This is a genomic window from Fischerella sp. JS2 (genome assembly GCF_032393985.1).
GTDB lineage: Bacteria > Cyanobacteriota > Cyanobacteriia > Cyanobacteriales > Nostocaceae > Fischerella.
In genome coordinates, this window is the sequence record NZ_CP135918.1 from 6,389,091 (window position 1) to 6,405,780 (window position 16,690).

The window sequence follows — 16,690 nt, forward strand, 5'->3', positions numbered from 1 at the left end:
TATATGTACAGTAGTGGTTGATCAATAAATTACTATCCATAACCAGCAAATATCAACTAGATATCATTCAAAGTATTTAAAAATTTAAATTTTTCAAGAAGCAAAATTTAAAGGTAAGTAAAGGCTGCATTGCCATTTTGGCAAGTTTTTATTGACAATATAGGATATTAGTAGATAGTAACAAACAATATTCTTACCCACGCGTTTTTACTACTTAGCTAATACTACTTAAACCAAGCGAATAACAAGATAGCTACTTCTCTAAGCAGTTTTACGAGTTAGGAAATAATATATGGTATTTTCACTACATTCTCTAAATCATCATCTGATTGAACATCTGAAAAACTTAGGACTATGTGGTTCAGAGGATGATGTTGTTGCAGACTGTGAACTAGTAGGAAGTCAAAAGAAAAATATAAATTTACTGGTAAATGTGGGAAGCGATCGCAAATTTTTAGTCAAGCAGGAAAGTCATATAGAGTATGATGGTGTTCCCCAGGAATTGTTTAATGAATGGTTATTTCACCAGTTGTTGCAGCAGTTTCCAGTCTTAGGAAACATTGCTGAAATCGGATCATTATTACTTGATTTTGATGAAGAGCAATCAATACTAGTTCGCAACTATCTAACGGAGTATTTTGAATTAGAAAATTTCTATCAACAAAACGATATTTATCCATCAGAAATTGCTACTGCCATTGGTGCTAGCTTGGGTGTGCTGCATCGCGCTACATTTAATCAGCGTGAGTATCGTGATTTTATGGCAACTGCTCCCGAAGGGCAATTTCGCTATCAGTTTTACAATCCAGTGCAAGGAATAGAATCATTTAGTTCAGAGATTTTTGGTAGTGTTCCTACTGATGCGCTCAAGTTTTATGTTCTTTATCAACGTTATGAAAGTTTAGAAGCAGCGATCGCAGAATTAGCTTCTTTATGGCAACCTTGTTGCTTAACTCACAACGACCTCAAATTAGAAAACATCTTAGTGCATTCTCGCTGGGAACAACTAGATAACTGCCTGATCCGTATCATTGACTGGAAAACTTGTAGCTGGGGAGATCCAGCATTTGATTTAGGAACCTTATTAGCTAGCTATTTGAGAATTTGGTTAGAAAGTTTAGTGGTTGATCCATCTATCAAGTTAGAAGAATCTCTAGAATTGGCAGCAACACCACTAGAAATTCTTCACCCTTCTATAGTTGCCTTAGTTCAAGCTTATCTTAATGCTTTCCCCAGCATTCTGGAGTATCGTTGCGACTTCATCCAGCGAGTAGTGCAATATGCTGGCTTGATGCTAATTCATCAGTTGCAAGCAACAATTCAAAACCGGAAATATTTCGATAACAGTGGTATTGCGACGCTACAAGTTGCCAAAAGCCTACTTACAAGACCACAAGAATCTATAATGACAGTTTTTGGAATCTCCGAGTCAGAAATTATCAAACCTTTTGTGAAATTTACCAAACATCCTCAAACCGAAAAAGAACAGAATTTAGTCCGAATTTACTACAGTAAAACCCGTTTGCGTGGGTGTTGATGAAAAAACAGGTAGACGGGGAAATTCAAAGCTATGCTAGATTGTTCTGACCAGCATCTCCAAAATTCTCTACTCGATATTGCCGACAATATTCAGATTGAGGCTAACTTTTGCATTTATCATCCTAACTATCAGTCTTTTGCTTTGCCAAATCAATTGGCACAAAGATTTCAAAAACATTCTAAAGCAATACAGTATAAATATCTCACCTTATTACTCAGAAATTTTATCTACGGTATTTATTACAATGGCTCTTTGCAAAGTGTTTTAGCAGTCAATGCTGAACCTAGCAATTTTTTACCCCACAAAAGTTTAGAAAATAATTCCGTCTTGGGGATTGATTGGCAATTGTATGAGCAATTGCACTCTCACAATCACGGTACTGGTTATTATGATCCTGGTTGGCAGGTGTTGCGACGCGAACCAGATGGCAGTTTAGCCGTGAGTAAAGGCGGTTTAACATTACATATTGAAAGCGAACACCATCTAGCACCAATGATCCGGTCTGTTCGGGTTGGCGATTTGATCAATATTTGGATGCCAAAAAATCGTTTGCAAAATGGTTGCTACGTCGCAGTTAGTAATATTGCCCAAAAACTAGGAGAGAATCCTGATCGCGATTTGGGAGAAGGACGAATCTACTTTAATTTAACTCCAACCGGAGCGATCGCTCTCATGGAAAGCTTGACATTACAACTTAATACTGCTGGTATTGCATTTAGCTTTCAAGTCCCGTATAATTCCTCTGCTTATAAACGCTTTGATTCAGCAGTTCTTTACTTTGAACGCCACAACTACTGGGTAGTGCGAGAAGTTTTACAGGCTGTGTATAAACAACATCAATCTCATTTTCATTCAGAGATTCCCTTATTTACCAAATATTTAGCACCAGGGTTGAGTTTAGCTGAAGAACCAGCCCAAAAATTTGTTGTTCAAGAAAGTTTTGGCATCAATCGTTGCCAAATTGTTACTAATGCCTTATTGGAAGTTTGGCAGAAAGGGCAAAATTCTACCCAACAAAGAATACAAACCATCTGCCAACATTTTGCGCGTTTGGGAATAGATTTACGGCGTCCCTACCTTAATCCTAGTTCTGAGGATGTGTATATTCCTTTACTTTGAGAAAAAAGCCAAAAATGATATCTAGCTTGAAAATAAGGCAGAGGGCAGAACGCAGATGGCAGAGGGCAGAGGGCAGAACGCAGATGGCAGAAGGAAGAAACATTCTAATTGCCAGGGCTAGTTGCTGTCATCACGCATAAAAATAAAGCTTCTGTCCATTCCACAACAGCACCATAGGTATCACCAGTATGGCCGCCTAGTTTGTGATTAAACCAGGCTCCAACACTTGTTGCGATCGCAATTCCAGCAAGTATCATTGCTGTGGCAAAAAATATTTGATGGCGGTTGAGGAAAATTTGCCAACCACCCAAAGCTATTAATAAAAGTAGGGTCGGTAGCCAGTCTTTGTATGAACGAATAGCCTGTTTATGAAAAGCACCCTTACCAGTAGGTTTCAGGTAAAGGTAGCGGGCTATTGCCATGACTTGTCCCCAGCGCCCCCACCCAGCAGCTGCCATGAGAATTAAGCAACGATTGTGTTCTAGATCTGTTAGTGCAGTTGTTTTAAGTAATACCAAAGCGATCGCTGCCATTGCCCCAAATGCACCTGTAGCACTATCTGCCATCACTTCTAGTCTCCGCTTAGGATTACCCACAGCTAACCCATCAGCAGTATCCATTGCTCCATCTAAATGCAGTCCTCCAGTAATCGCAATCCAAGCACATACAACTAAGGCACTACGGGTTAGTACTGGTACACCTAAATAAATCATCAGAGCATCACATAACCCTAAAATCCCTCCTATCATTAGTCCGATGACAGGAGCAAAACGGGCTACTCCTTGGAAATCCCAAGGGTACACATATGGCATCGGGATAATTGTATAAAATACAACTGAACTTCCTATACCAAATAGTAGTTGTTTCCACCACTGACACTTGTTGCTCATAATGGTTACGCTAGTTGTTAGTTATTACTCTTATGACAAGTGACAATGACGCTCGTAATTCCGGCACAAACCTTAAATTCCTCTTTAAAAATTTAAATAAGATTTAGCAGTATGAGTAACTTCACTCAAAAATTTTGTTATGCTTATCTCAGTAAAATCTTTTTTATTAGTATAAAAAAAAACTTTGTAATTATGTAAAGAATAGCGATCGTAAACTAAATACACTAGGACGGCTCATAAAAGCAATAGAGAAATATTAAAATCCGCTTTTCTGGGGTTTTGTCAACAAAAAATAATTTATTGTGCCTAATTAGGCGATCGCCCTACAAAATTGATCAATATTTAGATAATTATTAAATAGTAGGCGTCAATCAGCAAAGATAATCGACTGTTTAGCTATGTAGTTTTCATCTACACTCCGAAAGCCATTTGATTATGAGTCATCATCTACCCGAAAGCAAGATACCAGCTCCATGCATCATCAATACAGGTGTGGTTGTCAACAAGCTTGATATGCGGCGATTACTGACAGATTTAGGTCGTGTTCGCTATTCCTACACCCAAGACGGTGAATGCAAGAGCAACGGTGAAGGGAATGTGATGGAAGTATTTGCCAATCCGCAACGCTCTACCCTCGTTGCTAACCATGCCCTTTATCTCAACGTTTGTAGTTTTGATTATCTGGAATTAAAACAGTCACCACAAAAAGAAACTTACTTTGACTTAGTACAAGAAGGAAGTTGTCTGCGCCTAATTCCTCTTTCTACTCCTATGCAAGAACGACATGAGCGTTCCTTAAATGTCAGCGCCATAGAAGCGATGATGGAGCAGGTACTCTCAGCCAGATGGGACGCAGAAATTGACGATGATCCTTCCGATCCGTTTTAAGCTGGTGCGTATATTAAAAGATACTAGGGAATTACCAGTTGTTAATTAATTTCACGCAATAAAAGAATTTTTATTGTGCTTTTTTGTACAGGCAAAGAAGTTTTCTGTCGTCTAAGTGGATGCCTGTTGCCACTGTGTCTTTTGGATAGGCGTGTATACCTTGGCGAATTGTACCTTAACCACAGCAACTGTTGCCATATTGAAAGCTTTAGGGGCGGTAGAAGATACAGTTGTCAAACTCAAGCTATAGTTATGTTTGATTAAGTTCACCAAACTTAGCTTAAATATCAACGGTTACTTCTGTCTTGAGCGCAAATTTTTCTTTCCAATGTCTTGCTTCCTGTACCCAGACAAAAGCACGGGCTGGGATATTTTACACACCACACGGAGTAGTTGAAACCCCTCGTTTTATGCCTGTGGGGACACTGGCAACTGTGAAAACCCTCACTCCTGCCCAGCTTCAAGAAACAGGGGCACAAATGGTGCTATCCAATACCTATCATCTACACCTGCAACCAGGAGAAACAATTGTGGCTGGAGGTGGAGGACTGCACAAGTTTATGGGGTGGAGTGGCCCAATGCTTACTGATTCAGGAGGGTTTCAGGTCTTCAGCCTCAGCGAAATGCGGAAAATATCTGAAGAAGGTGTAACTTTTCGATCGCCCCATGATGGTCAAATTATCAAATTCACACCCGAAAAATCCATTGAGATTCAAAATACACTGGGGGCAGATGTGATCATGGCTTTTGATGAGTGTCCTCCTGCTACAGCTAGCCGCCAAGAGGTAGAAGCAGCAACAGAGCGCACTTACCGATGGCTTTTACGGTGTATTGAGGCACATCAACGCCCCCAGGAACAAGCATTATTTGGCATCGTTCAGGGTGGAGTGCATTTAGATTTGCGCTGTCAGGCGGCGGAAGCTTTGACAAAGCTGGATTTACCAGGGTATGCCATTGGTGGTGTAAGTGTTGGTGAAGAACCAGAACTAATTCATCAAGTTGTGCAAGTAACAGCACCCCTGTTACCACACCACAAGCCGCGTTATTTGATGGGCGTAGGTACTTATCAAGAAATGGTGGTTGCGATCGCTTCTGGTGTAGATTTATTTGATTGTGTGATTCCCACACGTTGGGCAAGACACGGTACGGCGATGGTAGGGGGCGATCGCTGGAATTTAAAAAATGCTAAGTTTCGTGAAGATTTTACGCCTTTAGATGAAACTTGTCCTTGCTACACTTGTCAAAACTTCACCCGTGCTTACATTTCTCATTTAGTGCGATCGCAAGAAATTTTGGCATATACCTTGTTGAGCATTCACAATATCACTGAATTGATTCGCTTTACCCAAAAAATACGAGAGGCAATATTGAATGATACCTTGATTGCAGAATTTGGTAAGTGGCTAACTCCACGGGGGTAGAACTCCAATTCAGTAATCTTCAAATTTCAAAGGAAGGAGAATAGGGGGGACAGGGGAAGAAGGGGGTAGCTAGCTGAGTATGGCGTCGGAATTAGGGGAGGGATGTGATTTTTTTGTTGAAATTCCATAGGCATAACCCAAAAGTTTTTATTATCAAACAGATAATTAATAACCAATGACTAATTACTGATGGCTATCCCGTGTTAAGATATTTCTCAATTCTGAAAGCTGTGTTGGATAGGTGGATTTAAACAAAAATGGAAATAGCACTATTATTAGCAAAATTGCCTGAAGCATTTCAAATTTTTGATCCTTTGGTGGATGTTCTCCCGCTCATTCCCTTATTCTTCTTGCTCTTAGCTTTTGTTTGGCAAGCAGCTGTGGGTTTCAGGTAAATTAATCAATCTATATATTTTTGAAGAGACAGGCGTTTTGCCTGTCTTAATTTTTGCCAAAAGTATGTTTGCAAAAGTTTTTAATTTTTAACATTTTGTTAAGTTAATTAGTGAACTAATATAAAAAGAAAAGTATTTCATCAAGTCAGATCAAAATTCGGTCTAAGCAAACAGTCAACGAGGTATAAAGTATGGGTAACATCAAATTCGTAAAAGAGAATAAAGAAGTTATTGCTGCTAATGGTGCTAATTTACGGCAAAAAGCCTTAGAAAACGGCATAGACATCTACAAACTTTGGGGAAAAATGATGAATTGTGGTGGCTATGGTCAGTGTGGCACCTGTATTGTAGAGATCATCGAAGGACAAGAAAATTTATCACCGCCTACCCAAATAGAAAACCGTTTCTTAAAGAAAAAGCCTGCAAATTACCGACTTGCCTGTCAAACAGTGGTTAATGGCCCAGTAAGTGTAGTGACAAAGCCTGAATAGAATTGTCAGCATTCATTCTTACAAATGACAAATGACAAATGACTCACCCAAGCCATGATGATGGTATCCTAAAAATGTTGACTGGAATCTAAGAGAGGCTTTCTTACTATGCAGGTTAATGACCTGGGGTTTGTAGCCAGCATTCTATTTGTGCTGGTTCCTGCTGTTTTTTTAATCATTCTTTACATCCAAACAGCTAGCCGCGAAGGTAAAAAAGATAGTTAATGCTTTGTGTATCTTGTGTATAAAATAAGAAACCCTTACATACATATGTGGTGTAAGGGTTTTTTACAGTTATTCACTTATCAATTAACTGCTAGCAATTGATAACTGATAACTGATAACTGTTCACTGATTTAAGCAGCAGCAGTTCGCGCTAACAAAACTGGGCAAGTCGCATTAATCCTTACGTAATCAGACAAAGAAGAACCTAAAAGTCGGTCTAAATCAACAAAACTCTTGGCAATAGAAGGACGGCGATCTGGAGAACCAAGTAATAACAGATCTACGTTTAATTCTTCTGCCAAGCGACAAATTTTTTCACCAGGTTTACCCATACTCAACACACAACGAGGTTGCACACCCTGTTTCTTCGCTTCCGCAGCAGCAGCTGCTAAAACAGGGTGTTGTTCAGGAGTAACCTGGGTTGATGTAGGCTCACCTCCTAAATCTGTAATCACATGTGTTAAGATTAGCTCTCCGCCCTTAATGTCTCGAATCAAAAATAAAGCCAAATCCAGGCAGTGTTTTGACGCATCGGAATTGTCCATTGCCACCATAATGCGCTTAATATTTTTGACATAAATGTCATCTTTTACTAGCAACATCGGGCGAGAGGACAATTGAAAAACGTACTGACTAACTGAATTTGCTAAGATCGATTGCAGACGCTTAAGTCCACGAGAACCCATAATAATTAAGTCTGCATCAATTTCATCTGCTACTTGACAAACCACATCTTTAGGTTCACCTTGTCGCAAAATGGAAGAGACTTGGCTAGGATTTAAAGCTAAAGACTGAATCGCATTAGCCAGGATTTTTCCACCTTCTTCCCACTTAGCTGTCATAGATTCGGCGGTGCTTTGTGGTGGAACAACGTGTAATACTGTAACTTTTGCCTGTTGAATTGATGGCAGTTCCTTCAAAGTTTTAAGCATCTCTTCCGCGTGTCCCAATCCAGAGACAGCAATCAAAATGTTTTGTATCATTTTCGCCTTCCGTAGCTTTTAGTTGTTTGCTCTCTAGTAATTGGCTCAGCTTTAACTTTCACCGCCTGCTAAATTACTTAGTCAATAGTCAATAGTTAATCATCAATAGTTAGTGATTAATTGTTAACTGCAATGAAGAATTAGCAATTAACATCGTAAGAATCACTCGTTTTGACAATTAACTCTTGACAAAATCTTATTTATATTTACGCCTAGTGACGCAGTTTCTCAACTAGGCTATTGATAATTTAGCTTACTCTTAATTCTGCACGATTAACTTAATGAATGGTTATGAATTTTATCACTTTTAATCTATGTTTACGCTTTTTAATTAATCTCTTGTTAAGTATTGCTAAGACAGTCAATAAGCAATACAGTAGATCAGTTGAGCTTAAAATACTTAGGAGTAGCTAAGTATTATGTAGCAAAATATTTACAATGTAAACTCAAGAATATCAAAATCCGATTTTACTCTAAACTTACTTGTATAGGCGGGCAACAGGCAATAACAACAAGGAAAGCAGTCGACTTCAGTTATCCCAGAAAAAACAAATTCTTAATACTTAGTTTATTTAACAATTTTTATTTTCAATAGATTACTTCATAAACCAGATGTTTGATTAAGAAAATATAATTATGCTATTAGTTATTTTTCTATATATCAAAAATACTCATTCATAAATTTGGCGTTGCATATACAAAAAAGGTAAACGCAGAGGTAAACTGTAAGCGCATTTGTGTAAAGTGTGGTCGTCAATTTATCGATGTTTACAGTCCACCAAAAGAGTACTCAGATGAAATCAAGCAAGAATGTTCAAGGCCATACGTTAATGGCATGGGATTTCAAGCCATTAAGGGTGACATTTGGGCAAACCCTGGTATCAATTGCACTACAAATATTCCAAACAGCCTGATCAAAGTCATTCAGCTTTAGTGCAGGCGGTGAAAGGTCTAATACTAAATAGGCACGCGGTAGTCTTGTTTCAAGATTCTGGAATAGCCTATTAATCAATAGTTTGAATCCAAAATCCGTCTTGAAAAGGTTTGAAGTTCCCTCTAAAACGCTGCTTTGTAGACGCGCTTTGCGCGGCTTCAAGGTAGAGTACGGAAGAAACCTCCGCACCCCAGCCTTAAGCCACTCCGTGTCTACAAACTTTTCGCAAAATCCAAAATTGGTATAACTGCTGTCCGACTGAAACCCAACTGGGACAGGATTATCGTTTATTATCAATAAATGACAGAAGTTTGGTATTTTGCTGAGCTGTAACTGAAGGATGTAACCAAAATGGCACAGCTACTAGCAAACAAAACAATCCCAGTCTTAACTAAATTAAGTTAGCTTTAATTTTTTGGTAGTCTTTTTCATTTTTTGCCATTTTTGTTGCAGTCTCTGCAAATCAGGAGTATAACTACCATAACGCCAGCTTACATAGGCTTGGGAGATTTCGTCTATCACCTCTGCCGTTGTTATCGCATGATGTTGGTATAAAATTCTGGCATACTCTAGCGGTGTTTGGGCTGGGTGTTTAGCTAAACCTTGTTTACTTGTCCAACGCAACATTTGCTGATACAGACGTTCCATTGGTGGTAATTTCTTCAAAGCCGAGTGATAGCGCCACTCTCGCCATCTATCCCAGCCTAACCAACTTAAGAAAGCTACTGTTGTGGCAAAAATTAAGCCAGTGAAAACACCCAGCCATCCCTGGTAAAATAGCGAAACAAACCAAGAAAAAGCTTTGCTAATCCAGGTAAATATAGCCCCAAATACATAATTCAGCAAACCCGTTACAGGAGAGGGTAGCCAGCCTGCAACCCAATTCCAAAATAGCCGCAATGTGTTAAAAGTCTGCTCATCTTCTACTGAAGGAGGAATTAGAGGGTGGTTGGGAATAGGGTCAAACGCAAACCAGCCATATTTGGGAAAATATACCTCTGTCATGACATAGGCGTCGGTGTTGCGGACGATGTACATTCCCGTAAAAGGATTAAACTCTCCTGACGCGAACCCCGCTACCAAGCGTGCGGGAATGCCAATGGAACGTAGCATTACCGTTAAGACTGTAGAGAAATGGTCTGGATAGCCACCTTTATGTTTGAATAAAAAAGCTTCTACTAAGTCTTCGTTTTCACTCAAATAAGGTAAATCTAGGGGATTTTCCGGAGTTTTATAGTTTTGTTTGAGATACTGAGCTAAATAAAGTGCTTTTTCGTAAGTAGGCTCTAGTGATTTATTTGACTGTGCAACTCTTTTTTGGTTGTAGTTAGCTAGAATCTCTTCTGTAAGTTCACGTACTTTTGTGGCAGTTTCCGGCGGAACTTGTAGGTAGTAATTTTTAATACTCTGCGGATATTTATTGGAAGTTTTGCCTAACAAAGTCCGATCGCGATAGGGAACTTGGGAAATAACTGTGTAGGTCATGCCTTCTGATAATCCTACAGGCGATCGCAACCCGTCTTCTTGATCCACAGCTAATACGGGTGTCGGGAAGTAAATTTCTTTGGGAAATGCCATTGCTGGAATCAGGTTTGGCAAATCAGACACCACTGTGTAAGTCTGGATAATTTCTTTAGTTTGAGCCGCACTGATTGGCGGGTCAAGAAAAATTTGGTAAGACCAAGGCGATCGCTGCAAGCGTTTGACTTGATCATTACGGGAAACTTCCCAGCCTTTACCTGTGTAGCGATCAAAGGCTAGCACTCGCCAGAAACCTGGTGCTTGCGATCGCACCCGCATAACTATTTTGGGTGTCATCTCTCCACGCAAGTTCTGGTTGATCTGGCTATTAAAACCATAATAAAAGCTACTATCTACTTTCCCTGGTTGACCAGTTTGGCTGTTGCTAGTACTACTGTTACTATTACCTTGATTGTTAGGATTACCTTGGCGGACATAGCCAGGGTTAATAATATTACGTCCTGTAAATTCGTCTGTAGTCTGAATCGGGCTGCTGACCGGAAACATCCGCAATTGATAACCGGGTAGGCGGGGTAAAAGGGCAAATATTACTAGCCCTAAGCCCACTATGATCACAAAATTAAATATGAAAAATTTTAAATTAAAAACCGAGGAATTCCCCTGTGTAGAGGAATTCCTCAAAATTTGTTCATTATGAGTATTTAATTGCTCTAATCCAAGTCGTGAACGGTAATCTACTACTAAAGTGGGCAGGGCGATCGCTAAAAATAACAGTAATATTGGCGCAAACGCTAGAGTTTGACTCAGCGTTGCTGCCACACCCAGCAGAATTAATCCAATTAGAATTGAGTAACTCAAGTCTTTGCGACGAGGAACATCAAAGCAATGCAGCACCTGGAGTTGAATTAATAGTTCTGCTAAAGCTAGTCGTGTATCATTCAGTTCTCCTAACAATCGCCCTAAGAAAGCACCTAGTGCTACTAACATTCCTATGGCAATACAGAATTTAACTGGGATATTGCGATCGCGGCGACGATAATAACTCCAAATTGCACCTAATATCGATAGTGGTACTGCCCAGAAACTAGACCAAGTTTCAGCAGCAATATCCGTCGCCACAATACCCACAATTACCAACGCTAGCACTAGCACCCGCAAGGTAATTGAATCTTCCACTTCTGCTGTTACAGGCGACTGGAGGATATTTTGCCGCCAGTCATCACCCAAAGGTAGACGCCAAAGCCAATTCATCCTGGAAAAGTTAAACATTTCGATCTAAAAAGCAGCGGATGGGTACATAAGCAAAGCGATAATAGTAGACGCTACTGACGCAAAACGAGCGAGGTCAAATTAACCTCTCTCGTGTTACAAATCTCCTCACTGTAGCTGCCTGTAGACGCCCTAATAACCGCTTTTTAAAAAATGGGAACTCTTTCAAAACCAGGATGATATTCATTTCATAACAAAGGCTATTATCAAGTTTCAGTGCTAGCGATCGCTAACTATTGAGTTATTTTGTGGGAATAATTACAAACAACAAAGGCTGCTGGTCTATTTCTTTCAACTCAACCATTAAGGTATAAGCCTCATCAAGTTGAGTACAGCATAATTCCACACTTAAACAACCTGGACTAGAAGACTCTGCCCTGGCTTGGGAACCATTACCTTGAAGTCTGACTACCCCCTTCGAGGGTAAATCTCCTCGAATCAGCAGTCTCGGCACTTGTCCTTGAGATTGATATTCTGCTCTTAGATTAAGAACACCCACGCTAGTTAGCCATTGCCTTTCTAGCACTGGGTTGGTCGCAGAAATTGGCAAAGTCAAACTTTCTAACACTTGTTGAGCTGCCAGCAACGATACCAGCATCTGTTGCTGTGGTTGTAAATCTGAATAATCACTATCCAGATTTGGCATAGGATTTAGGGTATCTCCATAGCGGAGGTTGGCCCTTAGCTGGATTGTCCCTGCTAAGTCGTTTAGGACTTGGGATTCATTAGGGAAAAAGCTTTCCACTGCTTGGACTAATTTTGCCCCTAATGGCACAGAAGATGTTATCAGTGCTTGACATCTGTCGAGCAATTGCCGGAAAATGTTTTCCGGCAGAAGTGTCGGTAAATTGAGTCTGGACTGATGTGCTATCCATGCCCGGCTAGGAACTAGTTCCACCACTGGTTCGTCTATATACTCGGGATAATCTAGTATTTGTGTTTCCCAAGGAAATAGCGGAGGCTGGTCTTCAACTTCGACTTGTAACCGACGTTTAAGTACGGCTTGGAAACGTTCTTGCACAGTTGGAATTTCTCCCAATAAAGATGTTTGGGGCTTGCATCCCTCTTGTTCGCCACTGGTAATTTCGGTGGTTGTTACTAAAGGTTTGTCTGCCCCGTTGATATCCTTACGTTCAACTTGCGTATACTCTCTGGAACTGAGAGCATCTGTCAATAACCAAGAGAGTAAATTTTTTTGTAAGGTTTCTGAGTCACTATTCATGAGTAGAAGCACTTGATCCGGACACTAAGGAGTTACGAATCTCCCAAGCTTGTTCAAGAATTTTAAACCATCGCTTCTGAAGTTGTGCCATTGATAAACCCAAAGTTTTAGCTATTTTTTCGTCGGTTTGTCCCTGCTGCTTCAGTTCTAATAAAGAGCGCTGCTTTTCGTCAAGCTTTTCGGTATAACCTTGCCATTGTTGAGGAGTTAAACCCAAGTTAGTGTGCAAATCAGCTTCTAACCACTCGTGAACTAACTCCCAACGATGCAACAAAGCAAACCGAATTAAATGATACTTGAATCGTTGCTGCAAGTAATCCCTCTGACGGGGGGTTAAGCCCAAAATTGACTCGATTTCTTGAGCGGACAAATCTTGAAGGCGTAAAGCAAAGTAATCAGCGCAATCAGTTTGTTGGCGTTCCTCTAAATAATTCATTAATTCCGTAACCACAACTGAACGCAGAGTATCTTCTTGGGGTTCTGGTTCAGTCTGTGTGGCCATTGCACTTCGCAATTGCTGTACTGCTGGGTCTTCCCAAGAACCCTCGGCTTCACCACTACCTTCTGCCGCTTGTTCTATGTCTACACACGTTTCTGGAGGTTGCTGTTGCGAGAAAGTTTGTGCCCGTAGGATAATCAATTGTTGCTGACGTCCTGGCAAGGGAATGCGTCGCTTGCCGTAGCGTTCCGTAAATGCCATGTACTCTGCTAATTCCAGCAGCGTGCGTGGACGGTAAGTTGGTTCTAACTGATTTTCTCGTCGGAAAGCGTTTAAAGCCTCCAGGTAAAAACTTTGGAGAAAATCTTCAATCACGGTTAGTCGGCCTTGATAACTCAATTGCCTTTGTGGCGGATTGATGTAACGGTAAATGATCGCACTCAAGGTACTATGTAATTCAACCCTGCCGCGATTTGAACCCAATTGGTAGTATCTCAGGCATTGTTGCAGGCGATGCTTGGCTAGGGTCATTGCCGAATTTTCTACAGAACCGGAAGCCTGAATACGTTTACTTTCATTGCAAATCCGGTAGACCTCGGCAGCAATTCGCATTGCTACGTCACGGCAATTCTGTTCGCAAGCTTTAGTTGACTGCTGAAGTTCTTGGAAAAGGAATGGAAATATCGCCTCCACGCCGATAGAAAATTCTCCCTGAATAGTTGTGGTTGCGGCTAATTTCATAAGTTTCGTGTCTAAACTGACCCTAACATACTTGTTGACAACCTGTATGACTGTGGGTATTGGGAGGGGTTTTACATATAAGCTAAACCCAAGGCAGTTTTGCCTTGAGAAGACGGCTGATTTTATGATTCCCGATTTTTGTTTGATTGTTCGCACAGCCCTTGAAGTTATAGCCAATACCGATAAGCCATTTACAGGTAATTATGGACTTAAAAGCACAAATCCAATCACTGATTGATAATGCACCCCAAGATGGTATAACACCAACACTGGTTACAGCAATTGCCCCCGCCTTGAGTGCGATCGCTCAGAAGTTACGCCATCCCCAATACTATATTCTCCAAAACTTGGATGAGGAATGGGTCTTAACTACATTAAGCAACCGTGGAAATCCACAAGAAGAAAAGCAGGTAATTTATGCTTTTCCTACCTTACAGGATATTCCTACATCTTATAGTGCTGGGCTTGACCCTCAAGTAATAGCTGCCCCCATACCTGTTACCCATATATTGTTTCAGCTACTGGCACTAGAACCCGTAGATAGTATAGTATTTTTTGACACGGCTAGCACCAACACAAATGGAATTGAAGTCAGGCGAAGCGATTTGCAGCATTTAGTCCAACAGCATCTGCAAAAAAAACAAGTTCCGCCTGATATTGCTTGAGGGGACTAAAAATTTTAGGTTTTAGATTTTGGATTTTAGATTGAAATCCAAAATCCAAAATTATTTCCAATCCCTAATAAAGCCGACTTAACACATAATCAGCCAATTGAATTAATGCCTGACGTGATTCTGAAGGCATAAGCACCCCAAGTTGTTCAACTGCCAACTTAGCATGGTGAGCAGCTAAATCCCTTGCTCGTTGGATACCTTGACTATCATGAATTAGTGCTAATGCTTGCTCTAAATCGCCTTGTTGAGCAAACTCTCTTTCAATCAGTACTTCTAAGTAAGGCTTTTCTTCTAAGGCAAATAACACTGGTGCTGTCAAATTACCACTTTTGAGATCCGAACCAGCGGGTTTACCAAGGGTATCTGTCGAACTGGTGAAATCTAAAATGTCATCGACAATCTGAAATGCCAAACCCAGATTTCGACCATAGTGATAAAAATGTTCGGCAGTTTCTTTTGATACTTCACTGATGACGCCAGCAGCTTTGGAACTGTTAGCAATCAGAGATGCTGTTTTGTAATAGCTTTTTTTTAGATAGGTTTCTAGAGAAATATTGGTATCAAAACGATTCAACCCTTGCTGAATCTCTCCAGCGGCCAAATCCATGATCACCTCTGATAGCAGCTTTACCACTTCTAAATTATCTAAATTTGCTAAATACCACGAAGACTGAGCAAAGAGAAAATCCCCTGCTAGGACGGCTATACGATTGCCAAACAAACTATGAACTGTGGGTACACCACGCCGCATTTCTGATTCGTCAACAACATCGTCATGTACCAAGCTCGCTGTGTGAATCATTTCCGTAATTTCAGCTAAGCGGCGATGACGTTGTGTAATGTCTATATCGAGCATGACCGCTCGCGATATCAGTAGAACAATGGCTGGTCTGATGCGTTTTCCCCCAGCTCCGAATAGATGTTCGGCTGCTGCATAAAGGATGGGATGACGATTCCCAACTAGCTGTTTGAGGTTATCTGCTAGTATTTGCAGGTCTGCTTCCACAGGGGAAAATAGGGAGGTAGCTGGGGTCATGGATTGGCGGACTTTGGCTTAGGTTACGAAAGTTTACATATCCTATACTCATTTTAAGATAACCCAGAATTAGCGCAAAGTTTTTCTTATGAAGTTCCCGATTTTTCGGACAGTTAAATAAAATATACTTGTACTAGTTTCAAGAAACTCAACATTTAATTGATATATTTAATACGTTCGTACTTGCGTACATATTGATTAAATATGGTAAATACGTGATTTCTTTACAAAAAATTTATCTCTACTCTACTAAATCTTTAAGTAAAGGCGAAAAAAACTACAAAATACTACTGCTTAGTTGCTTGTAAAATATTACACATAAATCTTTCTAATATAAAGAAAAATTTCTGAAATCTCATTGTGCAATAGTTTAGAAAATTTTTGAATTAGCACAAAACTTACCTGAAAAAGTCAGGGCTATTGTGTTACGCTAAAATCTAGGGATTTTAAATTTTTCAGATGTTCACCACAGCAAGGTAAATACCCTTTAGGTAAATTTGCTTATACGCTGTGAATGAACACGAATAATCGCAGGTCAAGCCAAAAATTTAATTTTTGTGCTTACTCCTGTGATGTGCGAACCTATAGGTAAGGAGCTGTGGATTTCCTTTAGAGGAAGCAGAGTGGTTTACACATCTTCGACGCTGTTTGTGTGTCGGCGTCGCTCCTACCAATTAAGGGTACGCTTTGAATATAGCAGACTAGGTAGACTGCTGAAGCAGTAGTTGAATTTCTCTTAGATTATTCAACTGCTGTGAGAAGTATGGTCTGCAAAAAAATCGTATAAAACACAATCTGTTAATTCGGAAGGACAAAAGTTCTCCCACGAGTTTCGTATGTAATATCAAAGCCGCCAATAATTTGTGTGGCTGAATTCTGTTAATTTTACTCAATTTATATTTCTTTGGCAAAGGCACTGGTAGGAAAAATGATTTATGGGA

At 40.1% G+C, this 16,690-nt stretch carries 14 protein-coding genes and 1 pseudogene; 9 read left to right on the forward strand and 6 right to left on the reverse strand.

Annotation, left to right across the window (positions count from 1 at the left end; all coding sequences use genetic code 11):
• Window positions 1-292 precede the first annotated feature (292 nt).
• Together RS893_RS27375 and RS893_RS27380 are read left to right on the forward strand one after the other, a co-directional pair.
• Complete coding sequence (locus RS893_RS27375; RefSeq protein ID WP_315788734.1) at window positions 293-1,537, forward strand: aminoglycoside phosphotransferase family protein; 1,245 nt, start codon at window positions 293-295, stop codon at window positions 1,535-1,537.
• Window positions 1,538-1,570: 33 nt separating this feature from the next.
• Window positions 1,571-2,659 (forward strand): T3SS effector HopA1 family protein, encoded by a 1,089-nt coding sequence (locus tag RS893_RS27380; protein ID WP_315788735.1) that lies wholly within the window; start codon window positions 1,571-1,573, stop codon window positions 2,657-2,659.
• Window positions 2,660-2,763: 104 nt separating this feature from the next.
• On the opposite strand, the gene cobS is transcribed toward RS893_RS27380, so the two are convergent.
• On the reverse strand, window positions 2,764-3,549 hold the full coding sequence (gene cobS / locus RS893_RS27385; protein WP_315788736.1) for an adenosylcobinamide-GDP ribazoletransferase: 786 nt from the start codon (window positions 3,547-3,549) through the stop codon (window positions 2,764-2,766).
• A gap of 435 nt (window positions 3,550-3,984) precedes the next feature.
• Between cobS and RS893_RS27390 the strand changes: the two genes are divergently transcribed.
• The 5 genes from RS893_RS27390 (at window position 3,985) to psbM (ending at window position 6,969) form a co-directional block, all read left to right on the forward strand.
• Window positions 3,985-4,437, forward strand: a complete 453-nt coding sequence (locus RS893_RS27390; RefSeq protein WP_315788737.1) for a hypothetical protein — start codon at window positions 3,985-3,987, stop codon at window positions 4,435-4,437.
• A 305-nt stretch (window positions 4,438-4,742) separates the two neighbouring features.
• Window positions 4,743-5,858 carry a tRNA guanosine(34) transglycosylase Tgt gene (gene tgt / locus RS893_RS27395; RefSeq protein ID WP_315788738.1) on the forward strand — a complete coding sequence of 372 codons (1,116 nt, stop codon included), beginning with the start codon at window positions 4,743-4,745 and terminating at the stop codon, window positions 5,856-5,858.
• Between the two features lie 257 nt (window positions 5,859-6,115).
• Window positions 6,116-6,253, forward strand: coding sequence for a photosystem II reaction center protein K (locus RS893_RS27400; protein WP_009455491.1), 138 nt, complete (start codon window positions 6,116-6,118; stop codon window positions 6,251-6,253).
• Window positions 6,254-6,444: 191 nt separating this feature from the next.
• Entirely contained in the window at window positions 6,445-6,744 is a 300-nt protein-coding gene (locus RS893_RS27405; protein WP_315788739.1) for a 2Fe-2S iron-sulfur cluster-binding protein, read from the forward strand.
• 108 nt (window positions 6,745-6,852) lie between these two features.
• Window positions 6,853-6,969 (forward strand): photosystem II reaction center protein PsbM, encoded by a 117-nt coding sequence (gene psbM, locus RS893_RS27410; protein WP_009455495.1) that lies wholly within the window; start codon window positions 6,853-6,855, stop codon window positions 6,967-6,969.
• 131 nt (window positions 6,970-7,100) lie between these two features.
• Here psbM and RS893_RS27415 read toward each other — a convergent pair whose 3' ends face one another.
• A complete protein-coding gene (locus RS893_RS27415) occupies window positions 7,101-7,952 on the reverse strand; it encodes a universal stress protein (protein WP_315788740.1) in 852 nt (283 codons plus the stop codon).
• A gap of 681 nt (window positions 7,953-8,633) precedes the next feature.
• Between RS893_RS27415 and RS893_RS27420 the strand changes: the two are divergent.
• Window positions 8,634-8,853: pseudogene (locus tag RS893_RS27420) on the forward strand (hypothetical protein); the annotation flags it as partial.
• 429 nt (window positions 8,854-9,282) lie between these two features.
• On the opposite strand, the gene RS893_RS27425 reads toward RS893_RS27420, so the two are convergent.
• The 3 genes from RS893_RS27425 to hetZ all read right to left on the reverse strand — a co-directional run bounded on the left by RS893_RS27425 (window position 9,283) and on the right by hetZ (window position 14,039).
• The gene (locus RS893_RS27425; RefSeq protein WP_315788741.1) at window positions 9,283-11,619 is read right to left on the reverse strand and encodes a DUF3488 and DUF4129 domain-containing transglutaminase family protein; all 2,337 of its coding nucleotides are present in this window, start codon (window positions 11,617-11,619) and stop codon (window positions 9,283-9,285) included.
• Window positions 11,620-11,878: 259 nt separating this feature from the next.
• Window positions 11,879-12,859, reverse strand: coding sequence for a PatU (locus tag RS893_RS27430; protein ID WP_315788742.1), 981 nt, complete (start codon window positions 12,857-12,859; stop codon window positions 11,879-11,881).
• The gene (gene hetZ, locus RS893_RS27435; protein WP_315788743.1) at window positions 12,852-14,039 is read right to left on the reverse strand and encodes a heterocyst differentiation protein HetZ; all 1,188 of its coding nucleotides are present in this window, start codon (window positions 14,037-14,039) and stop codon (window positions 12,852-12,854) included. The genes RS893_RS27430 and hetZ overlap by 8 nt, the downstream gene beginning before the upstream one ends.
• A 203-nt stretch (window positions 14,040-14,242) precedes the next feature.
• Here hetZ and RS893_RS27440 point away from each other — a divergent pair, with 203 nt between their 5' ends.
• Window positions 14,243-14,704 carry a hypothetical protein gene (locus RS893_RS27440; RefSeq protein WP_315788744.1) on the forward strand — a complete coding sequence of 154 codons (462 nt, stop codon included), beginning with the start codon at window positions 14,243-14,245 and terminating at the stop codon, window positions 14,702-14,704.
• A 73-nt stretch (window positions 14,705-14,777) separates the two neighbouring features.
• Here the strand turns inward: RS893_RS27440 and sds are convergent, their stop codons facing one another.
• Window positions 14,778-15,749, reverse strand: coding sequence for a solanesyl diphosphate synthase (gene sds, locus RS893_RS27445; protein ID WP_315788745.1), 972 nt, complete (start codon window positions 15,747-15,749; stop codon window positions 14,778-14,780).
• Between the last annotated feature and the right edge of the window lie 941 nt (window positions 15,750-16,690).

Coding starts and splice junctions, on each gene's coding strand:
- RS893_RS27375 (WP_315788734.1), top strand. CDS start 293: ATGGTATTTTCACTACATTCTCTAAATCATCATCTGATTGAACATCTG.
- RS893_RS27380 (WP_315788735.1), top strand. CDS start 1,571: ATGCTAGATTGTTCTGACCAGCATCTCCAAAATTCTCTACTCGATATT.
- cobS (WP_315788736.1), bottom strand. CDS start 3,549: ATGAGCAACAAGTGTCAGTGGTGGAAACAACTACTATTTGGTATAGGA.
- RS893_RS27390 (WP_315788737.1), top strand. CDS start 3,985: ATGAGTCATCATCTACCCGAAAGCAAGATACCAGCTCCATGCATCATC.
- RS893_RS27400 (WP_009455491.1), top strand. CDS start 6,116: ATGGAAATAGCACTATTATTAGCAAAATTGCCTGAAGCATTTCAAATT.
- RS893_RS27405 (WP_315788739.1), top strand. CDS start 6,445: ATGGGTAACATCAAATTCGTAAAAGAGAATAAAGAAGTTATTGCTGCT.
- psbM (WP_009455495.1), top strand. CDS start 6,853: ATGCAGGTTAATGACCTGGGGTTTGTAGCCAGCATTCTATTTGTGCTG.
- RS893_RS27415 (WP_315788740.1), bottom strand. CDS start 7,952: ATGATACAAAACATTTTGATTGCTGTCTCTGGATTGGGACACGCGGAA.
- RS893_RS27425 (WP_315788741.1), bottom strand. CDS start 11,619: ATGAATTGGCTTTGGCGTCTACCTTTGGGTGATGACTGGCGGCAAAAT.
- RS893_RS27430 (WP_315788742.1), bottom strand. CDS start 12,859: ATGAATAGTGACTCAGAAACCTTACAAAAAAATTTACTCTCTTGGTTA.
- hetZ (WP_315788743.1), bottom strand. CDS start 14,039: ATGAAATTAGCCGCAACCACAACTATTCAGGGAGAATTTTCTATCGGC.
- RS893_RS27440 (WP_315788744.1), top strand. CDS start 14,243: ATGGACTTAAAAGCACAAATCCAATCACTGATTGATAATGCACCCCAA.
- sds (WP_315788745.1), bottom strand. CDS start 15,749: ATGACCCCAGCTACCTCCCTATTTTCCCCTGTGGAAGCAGACCTGCAA.